We start from the raw sequence: 19,224 nt of genomic DNA on the forward strand, positions 1-19,224 counted from the left end.
CCGAAGGCCTGAATAGGTGGGCGCGTCATAGAGGCGTGCTGCCCCTGAGTCAAGCCGAACGGCCCAAATGCTAGGCCATCTTCTTGTCGAGGCTGTCCTGCTCGCGCAATTGCGGAAACAGCCTGCTCCAGAGGCCGGCGACGACCATCGCCCCGACGCCGCCGACCGCCACCGCCGCCACCGGGCCGATGAAGTGGGCCACGGTGCCGGCGCGAAACTCGCCCAGCTCGTTGGACGCGCCGATGAACACCGAGTTGACGGCGTTGACGCGGCCGCGGACGTCTTCGGGCGTCCACAGCTGCATGATGGTCTCCCGGATTGTGACGCTGACCATGTCGGCAGCCCCCACCAGCATCAGCGCCGCGATGGACAGCCAGACGCTGGTGGAAAGCCCGAAGACGAGGGTGAAGAAGCCGAAGAGGCCGACAAAGACGAACAAGGTCTTGCCCGCATGCTTGCGCACCGGAAAGCGGGTGAGCGTCAGCGCCATGGCCAGCGCCCCGATTCCCGGCGCAGCGCGCAGGAGGCCGAATTCCATCGGCCCGCCATGAAGGATCTCTTCGGTGAAGGCCGGAAGCAGCGCCACGGCGCCGCCCATGAGCACCGCGAACATGTCGAGCGAAATGGCGCCCAGCACCACCTTGTTGGAGAGGATATAGCGGAAGCCGCCGAAAATGGTCTCGAGGCTTGTGGCCTGTTGCCCGCGCTGCTGCGTTGGCTTGGGGATGAGGATGACGCAGACGGCGCCGCAAAGCAGCAGCACCGCGGCCGTGCCGAAGGCCACGATCGGGCTGATCGCGTAGAGCACCCCACCGACCGAAGGCCCGGCAATGCTCGCGATCTGCCAGGCCGAGGCATTGACGGTAATCGCGTTGGCCAGCGCCTCAGGCGGAACGAGATTGGGCGCCAGCGACTGCGCGGCCGGTCCCCAGAAGGCGCGGGCGGTGCCCAGGACCACGAGGATCACGAAGATCGGCCACACCTGATGCGCCTCGACTTCGACGAGCATCAGGAAAGCCAGGGCGCAAAGCAGTTCCACGGTAAGGCAGATCGCCATGATGCCGCGCCGGTTGAACCGATCGGCAGTCAGCCCGGTGATGAGAATGAGGCAGAGCGCCGGCAGGAAGAGGCACAGCCCCACCAGCCCGAGCAGGAAGTAATCACCGGTGACCGCGAAGATCTGCCAGGCGATCGACACCGACATGATCTGCACGGCGAAGCTGACGAACAGCGTTGTCAGCCAGAAGAACCGAAAACCGGCATAGGTGAAGGCGAGCCGGTTCGGCTCGGACGGGGCATGTGCGCTCATGATGAGCAAGCCAATGACAGTTTGTCGCAGCCTCGTCAAAGGCGATTCCGGCAAATCCGTCCACTCCGCTCAAACTGTGATCAGCCCTGTTCCCCGGGCTTCTCGGCCTTTTTCATCCGGTTGGGATTGGGCCGTTCGTGCCGCCGGTCGATCGAGGAGATGACGCCGCGCAGCGTGCGGATTTCCTGGCTGGTAAACCTGCCGCGCGTGAGCGCCGTGCGCAGGTTGTTGACCATGCTCGGCTTCTTGTCCGGCGTGGTGAAGAAGCCGGACTGGTCGAGCACGCCTTCCAGATGCTCGAAGAGCCCCACCAGCTCACTGCGCGGGGCGGCTTCGTCGAGGCCATCGGAAAACGGCAGCGCCCTGCCCGCTGCGCTGGTGCGGCGCCATTCGTAGCTCATCAGCAGCACCGCCTGCGCGATGTTGAGCGAGGCAAAGGCGGCTTCGACGGGCAGCGTCACGATGGCATCGGACATGGCGACTTCGTCGTTGAGCAGCCCCCACCGCTCGCGACCGAACAGGAGACCGGCCTTGTGCCCGCCCGCAATGTGGCCGGCCATGTTGAGCGAGGCCTCTTCGGGCCCCAGCACGTCCTTCTGCATGTCGCGCGAGCGCGCCGTCGTGGCATAGACCAGCGTCAGGTCGGCAATGGCGTCCTCGAGCGTTTGGAAGACGCGCACTTGTTCAAGCACATGGTCGGCGCGCGAGGCGGCAGCGACGGCCTTTTCGTTCGGCCAGCCGTCCCGCGGCCGCACAAGGCGCAGGTCCCACAGGCCGAAATTGGCCATGGCACGCGCGGCCGACCCGATGTTCTCACCCAGTTGCGGTTCGCACAGGATGATCGCCGGTGTCGGTGCCAGGGAGATAGGAATTGAGCTGTCGGTGCCTGCCATGTGCCGCCAATCCGCGAGATGCTAGAGTGGCGGCGACATAGCTCAATTACGGCGTTTCAGCAAATCAGGCGACACGCCCGCGCATGGGCATTTCCACCACCTTGGCATTGGGGCGCCATTCGCGGTCGAGTATGGCGAAGTGCAATTCTTCGTCCCACTCGCCCTGGAACAGGGCATGCTCGCGGTAGTGCGCCTCGAGCCGCAGGCCAAGCTTCTGCATGAGCTTGATCGAATGATGACTGCGACCGTCGCACCGCACCATCAGGCGGTGAATGCGGAAGTGATCGAAGGCCAGGTCGATGATAGCTGTGAGCGCCTGGGTGAGGTAGCCCTTGCCGCTTTCGGCAGGATCTATGCAGAACTTGACCTCGCCCTGCCCGGCGGTCGCATCCGACCATTTCAGCGCCACGTGCCCGACAATCCTGTGGTCGCCCTTGCGCGCCATGGCAAGGGTGAGCGTATCGCCGGGGCGATGCAATTCGACCTGGCTGCGCATGGCGGCCAGGGCAGCAGCGACGTCCTCGGGATAGCGCGTCGGGCGCTCGACGTAACGCTGAACCGAAGGAAGCGTATGGTAGCGGGCTACTGCGTCCAGGTCGCTTCTTTCGAAGGGGCGAAGCAAAAGGCGATCAGTTTCAATGGGAAAACGCTTCGTCGACATAACCGGGTACCCTCCGCGAGACATGCAAGCCCATGTCGAGAACGCGGCTTTCGCGGCTAAGTTCCTAGTTTTACGGAGAAAATCGTACCTTAATCTATGTTATAGGGACGGCTCCGCGTGCCGCCTGGCAAGCCATTCATCGCGCAGGATGGCATAGTAAAATTCCTCGTCCCATTCGCCCTTGAACAGGGCGTGTTGCCGGAAATGGGCCTCGCGCCGCATGCCCAGCCGCTCCATCAGCCGCCACGAACCATCGTTGCGCGCGTCGCAGCGGGCATAGATGCGGTGCAGGTCGGCAGGACCGAAGCCGAGATCGAGCAGCGCATTGGTCGCCTCCGTCGCATAGCCACGCCCATGGAATGACGGATGGAAAATCCACCCGAGTTCGCCTTGCCGTGCCTCCACCGACCGCCAGATGAGAGAAACCTCTCCCACGAGGTCGCCCTGGTCCAGCGTCTCCACCGCCAGCACCATGCGATCCCCCTCCTCGGCAAGGCCTGTCTGGGAGGTGCGCTGCTGGATCGCGAGAGCGCATTCGTCGCGGCTGAGGGGCTGGTCGAAGAGGTAACGCGCCACGTCCTCGCGGCCGCGATAGGCAAACACCGCATCCACATCGCCGCGCGTGAACGGACGCAGCAGCAGGCGTTGGGTAATGAGCGGATAGTCGGGACGCACGGCCATGGTCATTCCTTTCTTGCGCGGCACTGTTGCCCCTCGGGCGTCGGGATGGCAAGCCATGCTTGCGTCGGCGCAGGGCGCGTGCCAGCCTCGACAGCATGACCACATCCCACAAACCCATTCTCGACCTGACGACAGCATGCGACTGCGGCGCGGTAACCTTGCACGCGCAAGGCACGCCGATCTCGATGTTCCAGTGCGCCTGCACCAATTGCCAGAAGGCATCAGGCGGCGGCCATACCTCGGTCGTATTGTTCCCGGCCGACTCCATCCGCCTGACGGGCGCAACGAAAACCTTCTCGCGCCCAGCCGATTCCGGCGCGACCTTCATGCGACACTTCTGCCCTGAATGCGGAACGACGGTTTGCGCGCAATCGTCCAGGGCGCCCGCTTTCCGGATTGTGCCTGCCGGTCTTTTTGCCGGCGAGAACGACTGGTTTGCCCCCAACCAGTTGATTTTCAGCCGCAGTCACGCGGAGTGGGACCAGATCGACACGCATATGCCCTGGCACGAGGCCTACCGACCGGAGACGACCCGATGAGCATGGCTTCCGACGAACTGGCCGAACGCATTCGCGCCCTGCTCCCGCCCGAAGAAAACATCCGCGAGCAGAAGATGTTCGGCGGCATCGCCTTCATGCTCGGCGGCAACATGCTGGTCTGCCCGACAAAGGAGGGTTCGCTCATCGTCCGGGTCGGCAAGAACGGGGTGCCTTCGGCACTCGACTTGCCGGGGGCCGAGGTCATGGAAATGGGTGGCCGCACAGTCAGCGGTTTCGTCGTCGTATCCGGCGATGCCATCGAGGACGAATTCGTCCTCGGAGAATGGCTTGACCGCGCCCGCGCCTTTGTCAGGACGCTGCCGCCCAAGTAGCGTCCCGCTCTCGCAAGCGTCCGGCATGCCCCCTTGCCGAGCCTGTCTTTGCGCTTTGCGCCAGCGATGCTATACGGGCCCCCGAACTGGCCAGAGGGCCGAAAGCGGTTACGCAAAGGGAGTTTTCCGATGAGCAAGATTAAGGTCGCCAACCCGGTTGTGGACCTCGACGGCGATGAGATGACCCGCATCATCTGGCAGGCGATCAAGGACAAGCTCATCCATCCCTATCTCGATCTCGACATCGAGTACTACGATCTGTCGGTCGAAAACCGCGACGCCACCAACGACCAGGTGACGGTCGATGCCGCCAACGCCATCAAGAAGCATGGTGTCGGCATCAAGTGCGCGACCATCACCCCCGATGAAGCCCGCGTCGAGGAATTCAAGCTCAAGAAGATGTGGAAGTCGCCCAACGGCACCATCCGCAACATCCTGGGCGGCGTGATCTTCCGCGAGCCGATCATCTGCAAGAACGTGCCGCGCCTCGTTCCCGGCTGGACCCAGCCGATCATCGTCGGCCGCCATGCCTTCGGCGACCAGTATCGCGCCACCGATTTCACCTTTCCCGGCAAGGGCACGCTGACCATCAAGTTCGCCGGTGAAGACGGCACGGTCATCGAGCACGAAGTGTTCCAGGCACCGGGTTCGGGCGTGGCAATGGCCATGTACAACCTCGACGACTCGATCCGCGACTTCGCCTATTCGAGCTTCAACTATGGTCTGGCCCGTGGCGTCCCGGTCTATCTCTCGACCAAGAACACCATCCTCAAGGCCTATGACGGGCGCTTCAAGGATATCTTCCAGGAAATCTACGACGCCGAGTTCAAGGACAAGTTCGAAGCCAAGAAGATCTGGTACGAACACCGCCTGATCGACGACATGGTCGCTTCGGCCCTCAAGTGGTCCGGCGGTTACGTCTGGGCCTGTAAGAACTATGACGGCGACGTGCAGTCCGACATCGTGGCACAGGGCTTCGGCTCGCTCGGCCTGATGACCTCGGTTCTGGCAACGCCCGATGGCAAGATCGTGGAAGCCGAAGCTGCCCACGGCACCGTGACCCGTCACTACCGCCAGCACCAGCAGGGCAAGGAAACCTCGACCAACTCGACCGCGTCGATCTTCGCCTGGACCCGTGGCCTCGCCCACCGCGCCAAGCTCGACGACAATGCCGAACTGGCCAAGTTCGCCGACACCCTCGAAAAGGTCACCATCGACACGATCGAAGAAGGCAAGATGACCAAGGATCTGGCTCTGCTCGTCGGCCCCGATCAGCCCTGGCTCACCACGATCGGTTTCCTCGACGCCGTCGACGAAAACCTCAAGAAGGCAATGGCCGCCTGAGCCGTAGGCCGCTGGATATGATGAAGGGCCGGTGCGCTGCACCGACCCTTTTTGTTTCGCGGGGCGACGGGGCTATTTCGTCTTGGTCTTGGCAGGCTTCGCTTCGATCGAGAGCTCGAAGCGCTCTCCCGCCGTGATCGTCAACGCCGTCTCGCTCGTCGCATCATTCTTGTCGGTCCTCACGAGGTAGTCACCCGCCTTGAGCGTCGTCATCCATTCCGGACCGAAGCCGTAGTCGAACGACTCGCGATTGCCGGCGATATCGGGTTTGGCCGAGAGGACTTCGATATAGTCGCCGTTCGGCGCGACCACGTTGAGCACCCCTGCATCGAGCACTATCGCAACGTCGGTCCTTTCGCCCGTCGCCACGTCGAACGGGATCTCGCCCTTGGTGCCGTCGAGCGAATAGGCCAGCACGTAGCTTCCGGCCGGCAGGGTGAAGTCTTGCTCGCCCCCGTAATTGTAGGCCACCGAATTGCGGGTGCCGTCGAGCGCCGTCTTGGCGTCGAACACTTCCATGAAGATGTCGTCCTCGACCGCCTGGCCCGGTACATATTCGGTGGTGAAGAAGGCGAGGCCTACGCCGACGATCACGTCTTCGTCGATGACTTCGCCGGCCTTGGCCTCATAGCTGCGCGTGACTTTGCCTTCACCGATGGACACATCGACTTCGAGCGCGCCGGCAGGAACGACCAGCTCCTTGTCGCCATACTGCGTGGTCACGTACTCGCCGTCATGGCGGATCTCGAGCGCGGCATTGCCGTCGGCATCCGCGCCCTCGCTGGGACGGGGGTGAAGCTTGAGCACAGCGGCATTCATGACGAAATGCGGCGCTGCGACCTTTCCATCGACGATTGAGACAGGCTGCGATACGGCCGCATAGCCCACTTCCGCCTTGAGGATGTAGTCGCCCGGCTCGAGGTCGCCCTCGAAGTCGGCATAATAGTCCGTACCGACATGCTCGCCTTCCGTGCCGTCGGCATTGGGCTTGTACCAGGACCACACCACTTCGTATCCGCCCCGCTCGAGATCCGGGCCACCTTCCGAAAGCGACACCGTCGGCTTGAGATTGTATTCGACAGCCGGGGTCGGCTCGGGCTGGGGGGCCGGTTCGGGCTCGGCCACCGCCTCGGCCTGCACCACCTCCGCCACGGTCCGTGTCAGGGCATCGACGAGGCCCGCCCCGTCGGCCGCGGAAAGGTACTTACCGCCGGTGTTTTCAGCCAGGCACGCGACCTCCTGCCCTTCTTCGTCCGACAGTCCGAAGCCGAGCACATGGGTTGTGAAGTCGATCCCCTGCTGCTCGAGATCCGAAGCCAGCTGGCACGGATCGACTTCGCAGGTTTCGAGCCCGTCGGTGATGAGAATGACCGTGGCCTTTTCCTCGGTATATTGCAGGTCCTCGGCCGCGAGGCGAACCGCATCGGAAATGGGCGTCATGCCCTTGGGGTTGATGCCTTCCGCCGCTGCGGCGATGGCCGGTCCGGCGCCACTCGCCGGTGGCACCAGCAATTCGATATCCTCGCAATTGCCCTTCTCGCGGTGGCCATAGGTCATCAGCCCCAGTTCGAGATCGTCGGGCAGCTCCGCCAGCACTTCGGACAGCGTCTCGCGCGCGATGGTGATGCGCGCCTTGCCCTCGATCTGCGCCCACATCGAGCCAGACCCGTCGAGCACGATAATGGCCCGCTCGGCCGCCATGGTCGGAAATGCCAGACCAAGCGCCATGGCAGCACCCAGAATGACCTTGCTCAGAAACCTCATGAATTGCCCTCCAAGTGCAATCGGTCGCCACGCCCGGCGGCCGCGCGGCAGAAGGCCATGCAGCGCCTGAAGCCAGCATGAACGTCAGGTTCAGCCCCGGCTTGCCCGCCCCCCGCGATTTCCGCATCTTGCTCCCGGCCGACTGCGCCGAACAGGGGGATTCGCCATGAAGCGCCGTTACTGGGCCATGCTCGTCATTGTGGCGATGCTGAGCGCGATTGTGCTGTTCAATGCCGGCTGGCGCGTCCCCCCGCGCGATGGCCATTCCGTGCAGATCATCGCCCATCGCGGCGTGCACCAGACCTATCCGCGCGACAACCTCGAAAACGACACCTGCACCGCCGAGCGGATCTACCCGCCCACGCATGGCCTGCTCGAAAACACCCTGCCCTCGATGCAGGCTGCATTCGCCTCCGGAGCCGATATCGTCGAGCTCGATGTCCACCCCACCACCGACGGACAGTTTGCCGTGATGCACGACTGGACCGTTGATTGCCGCACCGAGGGCTCCGGCGAAACGCGCCGCCATTCCATGGCCGAACTGCGCGCACTCGACATCGGCCATGGCTACACCGCCGATAGCGGCCGGACCTACCCGTTCCGTGGCGCCGGCATCGGCCTCATGCCCGAATTGCGCGAAGTCTTGGCGGCCATGCAGAACCGGAAATTTCTCGTCAATTTCAAGAGCCGGGAAGAGCGCGAGGGTGACATGCTCGCCGCCTTGGTTTCGGCCCATCCCGAATGGCGCGAGGCGATCTGGGGCGCCTATGGCGGCGACCAGCCGACCAACCGCGCGGCCGTCCTCATTGAAGACCTCAATGTCTGGTCCCGCCGCGGTCTCATCGACTGTCTCACCCAGTATGTGGCGCTGGGCTGGACCGGTATCGTGCCCGATGCGTGCCGTGATACCCACGTGATGATCCCGATCAATATCGCTCCCTGGCTCTGGGGCTGGCCCAACCTCCTCCAGCAGCGCCTCGCCGACGCCGGCAGCGCGATCATCCTCGTCGGCGCCTATGGCGCGGGCGATCCCGGTACGGCCGGCATTGATGATCTGGAAACGCTGGCCCGCGTCCCGCGCGACTTCCACGGCTATCTCTGGACCAATCGCGTCGAGATCATCGGACCGGCCTGGAAAGGCGTCGAGACGCCACAAATCCCGCCCGTTCCCTGATGACGCAGCGGCGGGCAGCTAGTATGGTAGCGCATTGCCACTGCCTGCTTTCCCCTATTTCTGGATAGTCACAGATGCCCGTCGGCGTCATTCTGGCCTTTGCGGCCTACGCGATCTTTTCCGTTTCCGATGCCCTGATCAAAGCCACCGGGCCGGCCATGTCGGTCTTCGAGATCGCCTTCTTCACCACCAGCTTTTCCATCATTCCGCTCATGTTGACCAAGCGGGGCGAACGCTTCCGCGACATGTACAAGCTGCACCACCCCTGGCTGGTGCACCTGCGATGCACCACGGCCATTCTCGGCACGGCCTGCGTCATGTACGCCTTCACCCACATCGCCTTCGCCGACGTCTATGCCATCGGCTTCACCACGCCGGTCATCGTCACGGTGCTGTCGGTCTTTTTCCTCAGGGAGACGGTGACGCCGCAGCGCTGGCTGCTGCTGCTGCTCTGTTTCTTGGGCGTCGTGCTGGTCATTCGCCCCGGCATGCGCGAACTCGAGCCCGGCCACGTCGTGATCATGATCGGCGCGGCCCTGGGGGCAGTGACGACGATCGTGCTCCGCCACGTCGCCCCGCGCGAGCGCCGCGTCAGCCTTGTCGGGCTGCAGGTGCTCTATTCGGCCATTTTCAATGGCCTCCTGATGATCCCGACCTTCGTGATCCCGACGCCCGAACAGCTGGCCATCTTTGCCGGTATCGGTCTTCTGGGCGGGCTGGGGGGGCTCATGCTGATCGCCGCCACCAAGCGCACCCCGGCCAATCTTGTCGCGCCGGTGCAGTACAGCCAGTTGATCTGGGCCATCCTCTTCGGCGCGCTGTTCTTCGGCGAATACCCTGACTGGATCTCGATCGTGGGCATGGTCGTGGTGGTTGGCGCCGGCCTGCTCAATGTCCTGAGCGAACGCCGGCCGATCCGCTGGAAGCCACGCCTGTTCTTCTTCCGCGCCGGGCAGTGATCCTGCTTGGCCGCTGCCAGCATCGATGTCATCCCGGCGCAGGCCGGGATCCATCTTGGCGCTTCAGCGGACCCCGACCTGCGCCGGGGTCCATGGGACTGGATGGCCCCTTGTCGATGAGATCTAAAGCAGCGCCTTGATCGCTGCGATGGCCTCGCCGGCCTTCGCCCCATCGGGGCCACCGCCCTGGGCCATGTCGGGACGGCCGCCGCCACCCTGCCCACCCAGGGCCGCCGTTGCCGACTTGATCAGCGTGCCGGCGGCGAAGCGACCGGTGAGGTCGTCGGTCACGCCGATGGCGACCGTGCCCTTGCCGTCCTCGCCCTTGAGCACGATGACCACGACGCCCGAGCCGATGCGCTTTTTCTCGGCATCGACTACCGACTTGATGTCCTTGGCAGCCACGCCCTCGACCACGCGACCGACAAAGGTCACGCCGTTGACCGTCTCGCTGGCCGGACCAGCTTCGCCGCCTCCGCCGAGCGCCAGTTTCTGGCGTGCGTCGCTGAGCGCTTTCTCCACGCTCTTGATCTGGTTCTGCAGCGCCTCGATACGGTCGAGCACATCATGCGTGCCCGAGCGCAGCAGGTTGGCAGCCGAGGCGACGATCTGCGTATTCGCGTTGCCGCGGTGACGCGCTGCCGAACCGGTCAACGCCTCGATGCGGCGAACGCCGGCCGCCGACGCGGTTTCGGTGACGATGGACACGAGGCCGATATCGCCCGTGCGCCGCACATGGGTGCCGCCGCACAACTCTACCGACCAGCCGAGGCCATTGCCGGTCGGTTCGCCCATGGAGACGACGCGCACCTCGTCACCGTATTTTTCGCCGAACAGCGCCCGGGCCCCGGATTCCTTGGCTTCCTCGACACCCATGAGCCGCGTCTCGACGGCTGTGTTCTGCAGGATGATGGAATTGGCGATGTCCTCGACCTCGGCCACTTCCTGCGCGGTCATCGGCTTTGTGTGCACGAAGTCGAAGCGCAGCCGGTCGGCCGACACCATCGAGCCCTTCTGCGCGACATGGTCGCCCAGCACCAGGCGCAGAGCCTCATGCAGCAGGTGCGTGGCGGAATGGTTGGCACGGATCGAGGAGCGACGATCGTGATCGACAACGAGCTCGACCGCCTGCCCGACCTTCAGCGTGCCTTCGCGCACCGAGACCCTGTGGGCAAAAACACCGTGATGCTTGCCGGTATCGGTCACCGAAGCGGCAAAGCCGTCGCCCTTGATGGTCCCGGTATCGCCGACCTGGCCACCGCTTTCGCCATAGAATGGCGTCTGGTTTACGACGACGATGCCGTCCTGGCCGGCAGCAATTTCGGCCACCTCAGCGCCGTCGACCAGCAGGGCCTTGATCTCGCCCTCCGCCGTCTCGGTCTCATAGCCGAGGAATTCGGTGGGGCCGAGCTTGTCGGCGAGGCTGTACCACACGGTATCGGTCGCCGCCTCGCCCGAGCCCGCCCAGTTCTTGCGGGCCTCCGCCTTCTGCTGCGCCATGGCGGCATCGAAACCGGCCTGGTCGACGGCAATATTGCGCGAACGCAGCGCGTCCTGCGTCAGGTCGAGCGGAAAGCCATAGGTGTCGTAAAGCTTGAAGGCAGTCGCGCCATCAAGCGTCGCGCCCTCGCCCAGGCTGGCCGTTTCAGCCTCGAGAATCTGCAGGCCTCTGCCCAGCGTCTTGAGGAAGCGTCCTTCTTCGAGGCGGACGGTTTCCGCGATCATGGCTTCGCCACGAGCGAGCTCGGGATAGGCCTGGCCCATCTCGCGCACCAGCGTCGGCACCAGTTTGAAGATGGTCGGCTCGGTGGCGCCCAGCAGCGTCGCGTGGCGCATGGCGCGGCGCATGATGCGACGCAGCACGTAGCCGCGGCCCTCGTTGGACGGCAGCACGCCTTCGGCAATGAGGAAGCTCATCGAACGCAGGTGGTCAGCGATGACGCGCAGCGAGCGGTTGCCCGGGCCGTTGACATCGGCATTGGTCGCATTGGCGGCAGCCGCGATCAGCGCCTTGAACAGGTCGATATCGTAGTTGTCGTGCACGCCCTGCATGACTGCGGCGATGCGCTCGAGGCCCATGCCCGTATCGATCGAAGGGCGCGGCAGACCGCTTCGCGAACCGTCGGCATGCTGTTCGAACTGCATGAAGACCAGGTTCCAGATTTCAATCCAGCGGTCGCCGTCTTCATCCGGCGACCCCGGAGGGCCGCCCCAGATCTTGTCGCCATGGTCATAGAAGATTTCCGAGCATGGGCCGCAGGGGCCGGTATCGCCCATCTGCCAGAAGTTCGACTTGGCGCCCAAGCGCACGATTCGGTCTTCCGAGAGGCCAGCGATCTTCTTCCAGAGCTCCATCGCCTCGTCATCGTCCTGGTAGACGGTGACCATCAGCTTTTCCTTGGGCAGGCCCCAATCCTTGGTCAGGAGGTTCCAGGCCAGCTCGATGGCGCGGTCCTTGAAGTAGTCGCCGAACGAGAAATTGCCCAGCATCTCGAAGAAGGTGTGGTGACGCGCGGTGAAACCCACATTGTCGAGATCGTTGTGCTTGCCACCGGCGCGCACGCATTTCTGCGCCGTGGTGGCGGTCGAATACGGACGCTTCTCGACGCCGGTGAACACGTTCTTGAACTGCACCATGCCGGCATTGGTGAACATCAGCGTCGGGTCGTTACGCGGAACGAGCGGGCTGGACGCAACAGCCTCGTGGCCATTGCGGGCAAAATAGCCGGTAAAGCTCGAACGGAGGTCGTTTACGCTGGTCATGTAGAGGCTTTCATGGCGAGCGGGCGCCGTCGCGCCCAGACAAAGAATTGCGGGCTTTCTATCGCGCCGAACTTGACCCTGTCCAGCATTGCTAAGGCATCGAGATTGGCTCGGGCCAAAGAAAAAAGGCACCGGAAACCGGTGCCTTGAAGAGTGCATGGGATCTTGGATGATTATTCGTCGCTACCGGCGTCGTCTTCGCCACCGGCGACCAGCAGCACTTCGCCCAGAAGGCCGGAGCTTTCGCGCACGCCCTGTTCGATCGTGGCGGCAATCTCGGGATTGTCCTTGAGGAACTGGCGCGAATTCTCGCGGCCCTGTCCCAGACGCTGGCTGTCCCAGGAGAACCAGGCACCCGACTTCTCGACGATGCCAGACTTGACGCCCAGGTCGAGGAGCTCGCCCGTCTTGGAGATACCCTCGCCATACATGATGTCGAACTCGACCTGGCGGAACGGCGGCGCAAGCTTGTTCTTGACCACTTTCACGCGGGTCTGGTTGCCCACGATCTCCTCGCGGTCCTTCAGCGCACCGATACGGCGGATGTCGAGACGAACCGAGGCATAAAATTTCAGCGCATTGCCGCCCGTCGTCGTTTCGGGCGACCCGTACATGACGCCGATCTTCATGCGGATCTGGTTGATGAAGATGACGAGACACTTCGACTTGGAGATCGACGAGGTCAGCTTGCGCATGGCCTGGCTCATCAGGCGAGCCTGGAGGCCAGGAAGCGCGTCGCCCATTTCGCCCTCGAGTTCGGCGCGCGGCGTCAGCGCCGCAACCGAGTCGACGACGAGCACATCGATGGCGCCCGAACGCACCAGGGTGTCGGTAATTTCGAGCGCCTGCTCGCCGGCATCGGGCTGGGAAATCAGCAGATCATCGACATTGACCCCGAGCTTGCGGGCATAAACCGGATCAAGCGCATGTTCGGCGTCGACAAAGGCGCAGATGCCGCCCTTGCGCTGCGCTTCCGCAATCACATGCAAAGCCAGCGTGGTCTTGCCAGAGCTTTCCGGCCCGAAGATTTCAACGATGCGCCCCTTGGGCAACCCGCCAATGCCAAGCGCGATATCGAGGCCGAGCGAGCCGGTCGAGATCGATTCCACTTCGATTGCGGAATTCTCGCCAAGGCGCATGATCGAGCCCTTGCCGAAATTCCGCTCGATCTGGCTCAAAGCCGCCTGAAGCGCCTTGTCCTTGTCCATCGATCCACCCTCTACAACGCGAAGCGGCGAAGCTGCCATGATGCTGTCTCCTTATTTCACGCTCTCCGATGCTGCGCAACGAGGGGCGGATGATGGCTGATGTGTTTGTTCCGTGCTTTATTTGTTCTCATTTTGTTTCGGTTCCGTCAAGGTACAAAATGAGAACACGGTCACATCGGCGCGGGACGCTGCTCAGGCTCGCAATAAAGCGATTCTGCTGCTCCCGTTAGCCCGACCATAAAAGTATGATTTTTAGCTGGACACGTGGACGCCGGACACGTTTTATGCGGCAAAATCCATGCGACCAAGGACCACCCGATGCATCTCCTTCAATATATCGATGACCAGGGCAAGCGCGCCGTCGGCGTGACCCGCAATGGCCAAACCCACCGGATCAATGGCGTGTCGAGCACGTATGAACTGGTGCAGGCCGCCCTCGGAGCCGGGTCGGGCCTCGGGGCTGCGGTGGAAGCCAGGGGAATAGGCGCGCCGGTGGACAAGCTGGCGCTGGCGACGGAGGGGCGTCTCCTCACCCCGATCGACCATCCCGATCCGGCCCACCTGCACGTCACAGGCACCGGCCTCACGCACCTGGGCTCCGCCGCCACGCGCGACGCCATGCACAAGGCCAATGGCGACAAGCCCGCGGGCGAATTGACCGACAGCATGAAGATGTTCCGCATGGGCCTCGAGAACGGCAAGCCCAAGGCCGGCGAAAAGGGCGTCCAGCCCGAATGGTTCTACAAGGGCAACGGCCATATCGTCGCCCATCCGGGCAAGCCCATCCCGTCGCCGTCCTTTGCCCTCGACGCAGGTGAGGAACCCGAGATCGCCGGCATCTACGTGATCGACGCAGACGGCCAGCCCCGGCGCCTCGGCTTTGCGCTGGGCAACGAGTTTTCCGACCACGTCACCGAGCGGATGAACTATCTCTACCTTGCCCATTCCAAGCTGCGCGCCTGTTCGTTCGGCCCCGAACTCCGCGTCGGCGACCTGCCGCGCCACATCGAGGGCAAGTCGCGCATCATCCGCGACGGCCAGGTCGTGTGGGAAAAGCCCTTCCTCTCGGGCGAGGACAATATGAGCCACACGATCGCCAACCTCGAATACCATCACTTCAAATATGACCTGTTCTGCCAGCCCGGCGACGTCCACGTGCACATGTTCGGCACGGCCACGCTGAGCTTTGCCGATGGCATTTCCAACCGCACCGGCGACACGTTCGAGATCGAGGAAAGCCAGTTCGGCCTGCCGCTGCGCAACCCGATCCGGGTCGAGGCCGAAAAGCCGGTCGTGGTTGCCGGACTCTACTAACTCTGGTGCACGAAGCCGCCCTGGGTCAGGCCCACGGGCGCAATTGTGTGCGGGGTTGGCGCCACCAGGCGCCGGCCCTGCTTTACTCCCGGCAACTAACATGTCAGTTATCTTCCAGACAGTTGGGAGGCTGAAATGGCAGGTCGCGGGTTTGAAAAGCGCCAGGTGGGCAAGACCGGGCTCGAAGTCACGACGCTCGGCCTCGGCGGCGCCAGCCTTGCCGGAATTTTCTCGGCCGTCCCGTCGGATCAGGCGCGCGCCACCGTCCGCCACGCTCTCCTTGCCGGCATCACCTATGTCGATACGGCACCCCAATATGGCCTCGGCCGGTCCGAGCACCTGGTGGGCGAGATCGTGCGCGAGGCCACTCCCCGCCCGGTGATTTCCACAAAGGTCGGCCGCCTGCTCCGGCCGGTCGACCCTGCCCGGCAGGACAAGGGCAACTGGATCGATCCCCTGCCCTTCGACCAGCGATACGACTATTCCTACGACGGCGTCATGCGCTCGCATGAGGACAGCCTCCAGCGCCTCGGCGTCGAAAAGGTCGATATCCTCTACGTGCACGACATCGGCACTGCCACGCACGGCGTCGAAGGCAACCGGCCGCTCTGGGCGCAGCTGTCAGGTGGCGGCTACGAGGCGTTGCGGGAGCTGCGCGACAGCGGCGCCGTCAAGGCCATTGGCCTCGGGGTCAACGAGTGGGAAGTGTGCATGGACGCCTTTGGCCTCGGCGACTGGGACGTGTTCCTGCTGGCCGGGCGCTACACGCTGCTCGAACAGACCGCGCTTGAGCCGTTCATGACCACCTGCATCGCCCGCGGTGCCTCGGTGGTGGTCGGCGGACCATTCAATTCCGGCATTCTGGTCGGTGGTGACACGTTCAACTATGCAAGGGCACCCGAGGCGGTCGTCGCCCGCGTGCGCGCCATCGAGGCGGTCTGCAAGGCCTTCAATGTGCCCTTGCCCGCGGCCGCTCTGCAATTCCCGCTGACCCACCCTGCCGTTTGCAACGTGTTGCCCGGCCCGCGCTCGCCGGGGGAACTGGACGGCATTCTCGCCTGGTGGGACGCGACCATTCCCGATGCCCTGTGGTCGACGCTGGCTGACGAAGGCCTTCTCGCGCCCGGCACGCCCGTGCCCGGCGGACCGGTGTGAACGCGTCGGAATCACTAGTTCAGGTCGAGCGCGTAAGTCTTTAGGAATTCGAGCGGAATGAGGTCGAGCACGCGCTGGTTGGTTTGCCGCAGATAAACCCGCGGCGCCATCCCGGCATTATGCGCCTGGGCCCATCGCGCTGCCACGAGGCACCAGCGATTGCCGGCCACGAGGCCCGGAAAGCTGAAATTCGGCAGCGGCGTGGAGAGGTCGTTCCCGACGCTCTTCGAATAGGCGAGGAAGGCGCTGCTCACCTCGATGCACACGAGGTGCACCGCCGCGCCCTCGGTGCCGGCAGCGCAATATCCCGACCGGAAATAGCCGGTAAGCGGATCGTGCGAGCAGGGCTGCAGCGCCTCGCCCAGCACGTTGAGTTCGGCTTGGCCCTCGATGCGGGGAACCACTGTCATCTGCACTGCCTCAAGGGTCGCCGCGACGCGGTCACGACAGAGGGAGGGTGGACCACCTACTCCGCCTTGTCCATGCGCCGCAGCACGTCCTTGACCTTGGAATTGATCTGGTCGAGCGAATAGGGCTTGGGCAGGAAGTCGACGCTCTGGTCGTCCTCGATATCGCGGCGAACGCTTTCTTCGGCGTAGCCGGACACGAAGATGATCTTGAGATTGGGCATCTTGTCGCGAATGACCTTGAGCATGGTCGGCCCGTCCATTTCGGGCATCACCACGTCGGAGATGATGAGGTCCACCTGGTAGTCGAGGTCTTCGAGCACCTCGATGGCCTCTTCGCCACCATCGGCCTCGAACACCTCGTAGCCGGTAGCCTTGAGGGCGCGGGCGGAGAAGGCGCGCACGCTCTCCTCGTCTTCGACCAGCAGAATGCGCTCGTGTCCGGTAAGATCCTTTGCCGGGGCGGCGGCGACGGCAGCCTTGGCCGCGGCTTCCTCGGCCGTCGGCACGTAGCGTGGCAGAAAAATCTTGAACGTCGTGCCCACGCCCACGGTCGACACCGGATAGATGAAGCCTTCGGTCTGCTTGACGATGCCATAGACCGTCGAGAGCCCCAGGCCCGTGCCCTTTCCCAGTTCCTTGGTGGTAAAGAACGGCTCGAAGATCTTGGCCAGAACTTCCGCGCTCATGCCCGTCCCGGTATCCTCGACGTCGATCAGCACATAGTCGGCGGCCGCCAGGCCCTCGAACTTCATGCCTGTCGTATCCGCCTCGGTCACGTTGGCCGTGCGAATGGTGATCGAGCCGCCATTGGGCATCGCGTCGCGCGCATTGACCACGAGATTGATGATCACCTGCTCGAGCTGCACCACGTCGGCACGCACAGGCCAGATATTGCGGCCATGCTCGACCGTGAGATTGTTCTTCTCGCCGATCATGCGCTTGAGCAACACCGTGAGGTCGTCGACGATCAGCGGCAGCTCCAGCACCTGCGGCCGCAGCGTCTGCCGGCGCGAGAAGGCCAGCAGCTGGCGGGTGAGGCCGGCGGCACGGTTGGCGTTCTGCTTGATCTGCATCAGCTCGCTGAACGAGGGATCACCGGGCTTGTGCTTGAGCAGCAGCAGATCCGAAAAGCCGATGATGGCCGTGAGCAGGTTGTTGAAGTCGTGCGCCACGCCGCCGGCGAGCTGGCCGACCGCCTGCATCTTCTGGCTCTGCGCAAACTGCGCCTCGAGCTTGCGCTGGTCGGTCATGTCGAGCGCATAGACATTGACCCGTTCGGGCGATCCCGCGCTTGCTTCCGAGGCGGAAATATAGAGGCGCACCGCATGCTCGCCTTCGGCGCTCAGAACCGCATCGACCGGTTCTACCTCGGACCGCTGCGCCGAGGCATCGGCCAGTGCGCGCACGAATTTGTCGCGGCTCGCCTCCCCGATCAGGTCGCGCAACGGCTGAAGTTCGAGGCTCTTGTCCTCGCCGGCCCAATGGAAAATGCGCCCGAACGGCGCATTGGTGCGCACGATCCGACCGTCGCCGTCCAGCGTCGCGATGGCAAAGGGCGTATCGTTGAAAAAGCGCGAGAAACGCACTTCGGCGGCGCGCAGCTCTTCCTCGGTATCGGGCGCACTCGACATGTCGAGCACCAGCGTGCGGGTTTCGCCCAGCTCGCCGTCCGCGAGGCGCGCGGCGCGATGCAGCAGGCGCACGGGCAGCGACGTGCCGTTGCGACGCACGAGGTCGATATCGATGATCTCGGTACGGATTTCTCCGTCACCCCTGCCCCGCATCAGCAGCGAAGCGCCGTCGCCGCGGACGATGTCGGACAGCGAAAGTTGACCGGCATTGAACTCGGCGAGGTCGTATCCCAGCCAGTCGGCCAGCGTCGAATTGAGATACTGGATGCGGCCCTGCGCATCGGCCGAGAAGAACCCCGAAGGCGAATGGTCGAGGTAATCGATGGCCCGCTGCAGGTCACGAAAGGCCGTTTCGTTGTTCTCGCGGTCGCGGGTGATGTCTTCGACCTGCCAGGCCACCAGCGGCTTGCGGGCATCCTCGGTCTGCGGCAGCGGCCGCACCGAAACACGGTACCAGAAAACGCGGCTGGCTTCCGACTGCGACCCGCCCAGCCCACCGGGCACGCGGATGTCCTCGATGGCGCTGCGGCCGTCCCGCGCGGCGCGGGAAAGCCGGTAGATGGCTTCCCCGGCATCGGCATATCCAGAAAAGAGGCGCGGAACGCCCACCGGTACGCCATTGGTGATGGCGCCGGGAAAGCTCCCGTAATGCTGGTTCACATAGGTGATCTTGCCCTCGCGATCGGCGATCACCGCGCCGAACGGCAGGCTGTCCACCACGGCATGGCTGAGGGTTCGCCCGTCGTCGCTGGTCGAGAAGCGGAAGAGGCCTGCCGCAATGCCGAACAGGAAGAAAACCCCGGCCACGGCCAGCAGGCCGACAAAGGTCATCACCAGCTCGGGCGGGATGCTGTCGCCGAACAGCGAAAACACCACGGCGACCACCACCAGCACGATGGCCAGCAACAGGACGCGCCACAAGCCTGCGCCACCGCGCCCGCTATCCAGGACGGGTTCGGGATAGCTGCCCTCGCCGAGCGGCGTCGATGCCATGATGATCTGCTCCAGCGCGCTTGAGACAGTCCCGAATCGGGACATTCCCAAGGTCTAGCAAATGGTCTGCCCGCTTGGGAGTGCGAAGCAGCGA

16 protein-coding genes are annotated in these 19,224 nt (G+C 63.9%); 7 read left to right on the forward strand and 9 right to left on the reverse strand.

From position 1 onward, the window contains the following. Positions 1-70: 70 nt before the first annotated feature. The 4 genes from CCK88_RS07210 to CCK88_RS07225 all read right to left on the reverse strand — a co-directional run bounded on the left by CCK88_RS07210 (position 71) and on the right by CCK88_RS07225 (position 3,544). Positions 71-1,309, reverse strand: coding sequence for an MFS transporter (locus tag CCK88_RS07210; protein ID WP_086470856.1), 1,239 nt, complete (start codon positions 1,307-1,309; stop codon positions 71-73). Positions 1,310-1,389: 80 nt separating this feature from the next. Continuing rightward, on the reverse strand, positions 1,390-2,202 hold the full coding sequence (locus tag CCK88_RS07215; protein ID WP_086469784.1) for an RNA methyltransferase: 813 nt from the start codon (positions 2,200-2,202) through the stop codon (positions 1,390-1,392). 64 nt (positions 2,203-2,266) lie between these two features. Continuing rightward, positions 2,267-2,863: a GNAT family N-acetyltransferase gene (locus tag CCK88_RS07220; protein WP_170926385.1), complete on the reverse strand. Its 597-nt coding sequence runs from the start codon at positions 2,861-2,863 to the stop codon at positions 2,267-2,269. 99 nt (positions 2,864-2,962) lie between these two features. Beyond that, the gene (locus CCK88_RS07225) at positions 2,963-3,544 is read right to left on the reverse strand and encodes a GNAT family N-acetyltransferase (RefSeq protein ID WP_086469786.1); all 582 of its coding nucleotides are present in this window, start codon (positions 3,542-3,544) and stop codon (positions 2,963-2,965) included. Positions 3,545-3,639: 95 nt separating this feature from the next. On the opposite strand from CCK88_RS07225, the gene CCK88_RS07230 reads away from it, so the two are divergent. From CCK88_RS07230 to CCK88_RS07240, 3 genes are all read left to right on the forward strand, one after another. Next, a complete protein-coding gene (locus CCK88_RS07230) occupies positions 3,640-4,083 on the forward strand; it encodes a GFA family protein (RefSeq protein WP_086469787.1) in 444 nt (147 codons plus the stop codon). After that, positions 4,080-4,415: a TfoX/Sxy family protein gene (locus tag CCK88_RS07235; protein WP_210189909.1), complete on the forward strand. Its 336-nt coding sequence runs from the start codon at positions 4,080-4,082 to the stop codon at positions 4,413-4,415. The genes CCK88_RS07230 and CCK88_RS07235 overlap by 4 nt, the downstream gene beginning before the upstream one ends. 129 nt (positions 4,416-4,544) lie before the next feature. Then, a complete protein-coding gene (locus tag CCK88_RS07240) occupies positions 4,545-5,759 on the forward strand; it encodes an NADP-dependent isocitrate dehydrogenase (protein ID WP_086469789.1) in 1,215 nt (404 codons plus the stop codon). A 72-nt stretch (positions 5,760-5,831) separates the two neighbouring features. Here the strand turns inward: CCK88_RS07240 and CCK88_RS07245 are convergent, their stop codons facing one another. Further along, on the reverse strand, positions 5,832-7,523 hold the full coding sequence (locus CCK88_RS07245; RefSeq protein WP_086469790.1) for a vWA domain-containing protein: 1,692 nt from the start codon (positions 7,521-7,523) through the stop codon (positions 5,832-5,834). Between the two features lie 166 nt (positions 7,524-7,689). Here CCK88_RS07245 and CCK88_RS07250 point away from each other — a divergent pair, with 166 nt between their 5' ends. Both CCK88_RS07250 and CCK88_RS07255 read left to right on the forward strand, forming a co-directional pair. Next, the gene (locus CCK88_RS07250; protein WP_086469791.1) at positions 7,690-8,697 is read left to right on the forward strand and encodes a glycerophosphodiester phosphodiesterase family protein; all 1,008 of its coding nucleotides are present in this window, start codon (positions 7,690-7,692) and stop codon (positions 8,695-8,697) included. A 74-nt stretch (positions 8,698-8,771) separates the two neighbouring features. Further along, the gene (locus tag CCK88_RS07255; RefSeq protein WP_086469792.1) at positions 8,772-9,656 is read left to right on the forward strand and encodes a DMT family transporter; all 885 of its coding nucleotides are present in this window, start codon (positions 8,772-8,774) and stop codon (positions 9,654-9,656) included. 123 nt (positions 9,657-9,779) lie between these two features. On the opposite strand, the gene alaS is transcribed toward CCK88_RS07255, so the two are convergent. Both alaS and recA read right to left on the reverse strand, forming a co-directional pair. Continuing rightward, positions 9,780-12,419 (reverse strand): alanine--tRNA ligase, encoded by a 2,640-nt coding sequence (gene alaS / locus CCK88_RS07260; RefSeq protein WP_086469793.1) that lies wholly within the window; start codon positions 12,417-12,419, stop codon positions 9,780-9,782. Between the two features lie 173 nt (positions 12,420-12,592). Beyond that, a complete protein-coding gene (recA, locus tag CCK88_RS07265; RefSeq protein WP_086469794.1) occupies positions 12,593-13,666 on the reverse strand; it encodes a recombinase RecA in 1,074 nt (357 codons plus the stop codon). A 279-nt stretch (positions 13,667-13,945) separates the two neighbouring features. Between recA and araD1 the strand changes: the two genes are divergently transcribed. Together araD1 and CCK88_RS07275 are read left to right on the forward strand one after the other, a co-directional pair. Next, complete coding sequence (gene araD1 / locus CCK88_RS07270; protein WP_086469795.1) at positions 13,946-14,941, forward strand: AraD1 family protein; 996 nt, start codon at positions 13,946-13,948, stop codon at positions 14,939-14,941. A gap of 135 nt (positions 14,942-15,076) precedes the next feature. Then, positions 15,077-16,096 carry an aldo/keto reductase gene (locus CCK88_RS07275; protein WP_086469796.1) on the forward strand — a complete coding sequence of 340 codons (1,020 nt, stop codon included), beginning with the start codon at positions 15,077-15,079 and terminating at the stop codon, positions 16,094-16,096. A 14-nt stretch (positions 16,097-16,110) separates the two neighbouring features. Here the strand turns inward: CCK88_RS07275 and CCK88_RS07280 are convergent, their stop codons facing one another. Then, positions 16,111-16,506 (reverse strand): DUF2237 family protein, encoded by a 396-nt coding sequence (locus CCK88_RS07280; RefSeq protein WP_086469797.1) that lies wholly within the window; start codon positions 16,504-16,506, stop codon positions 16,111-16,113. Positions 16,507-16,562: 56 nt separating this feature from the next. Next, positions 16,563-19,175 (reverse strand): cell cycle histidine kinase CckA, encoded by a 2,613-nt coding sequence (cckA, locus tag CCK88_RS07285; RefSeq protein WP_244557450.1) that lies wholly within the window; start codon positions 19,173-19,175, stop codon positions 16,563-16,565. Positions 19,176-19,224: the final 49 nt, after the last annotated feature.

Origin of the sequence: Devosia lucknowensis, assembly GCF_900177655.1 — a bacterium.
Taxonomy (GTDB): domain Bacteria; phylum Pseudomonadota; class Alphaproteobacteria; order Rhizobiales; family Devosiaceae; genus Devosia; species Devosia lucknowensis.

What these genes read in the sequence shown, in the direction of transcription:
- CCK88_RS07210 (WP_086470856.1), bottom strand. Translation starts at nt 1,309, where the DNA reads ATGAGCGCACATGCCCCGTCCGAGCCGAACCGGCTCGCCTTCACCTAT.
- CCK88_RS07215 (WP_086469784.1), bottom strand. Translation starts at nt 2,202, where the DNA reads ATGGCAGGCACCGACAGCTCAATTCCTATCTCCCTGGCACCGACACCG.
- CCK88_RS07220 (WP_170926385.1), bottom strand. Translation starts at nt 2,863, where the DNA reads ATGTCGACGAAGCGTTTTCCCATTGAAACTGATCGCCTTTTGCTTCGC.
- CCK88_RS07225 (WP_086469786.1), bottom strand. Translation starts at nt 3,544, where the DNA reads ATGGCCGTGCGTCCCGACTATCCGCTCATTACCCAACGCCTGCTGCTG.
- CCK88_RS07230 (WP_086469787.1), top strand. Translation starts at nt 3,640, where the DNA reads ATGACCACATCCCACAAACCCATTCTCGACCTGACGACAGCATGCGAC.
- CCK88_RS07235 (WP_210189909.1), top strand. Translation starts at nt 4,080, where the DNA reads ATGAGCATGGCTTCCGACGAACTGGCCGAACGCATTCGCGCCCTGCTC.
- CCK88_RS07240 (WP_086469789.1), top strand. Translation starts at nt 4,545, where the DNA reads ATGAGCAAGATTAAGGTCGCCAACCCGGTTGTGGACCTCGACGGCGAT.
- CCK88_RS07245 (WP_086469790.1), bottom strand. Translation starts at nt 7,523, where the DNA reads ATGAGGTTTCTGAGCAAGGTCATTCTGGGTGCTGCCATGGCGCTTGGT.
- CCK88_RS07250 (WP_086469791.1), top strand. Translation starts at nt 7,690, where the DNA reads ATGAAGCGCCGTTACTGGGCCATGCTCGTCATTGTGGCGATGCTGAGC.
- CCK88_RS07255 (WP_086469792.1), top strand. Translation starts at nt 8,772, where the DNA reads ATGCCCGTCGGCGTCATTCTGGCCTTTGCGGCCTACGCGATCTTTTCC.
- alaS (WP_086469793.1), bottom strand. Translation starts at nt 12,419, where the DNA reads ATGACCAGCGTAAACGACCTCCGTTCGAGCTTTACCGGCTATTTTGCC.
- recA (WP_086469794.1), bottom strand. Translation starts at nt 13,666, where the DNA reads ATGGCAGCTTCGCCGCTTCGCGTTGTAGAGGGTGGATCGATGGACAAG.
- araD1 (WP_086469795.1), top strand. Translation starts at nt 13,946, where the DNA reads ATGCATCTCCTTCAATATATCGATGACCAGGGCAAGCGCGCCGTCGGC.
- CCK88_RS07275 (WP_086469796.1), top strand. Translation starts at nt 15,077, where the DNA reads ATGGCAGGTCGCGGGTTTGAAAAGCGCCAGGTGGGCAAGACCGGGCTC.
- CCK88_RS07280 (WP_086469797.1), bottom strand. Translation starts at nt 16,506, where the DNA reads ATGACAGTGGTTCCCCGCATCGAGGGCCAAGCCGAACTCAACGTGCTG.
- cckA (WP_244557450.1), bottom strand. Translation starts at nt 19,175, where the DNA reads ATGTCCCGATTCGGGACTGTCTCAAGCGCGCTGGAGCAGATCATCATG.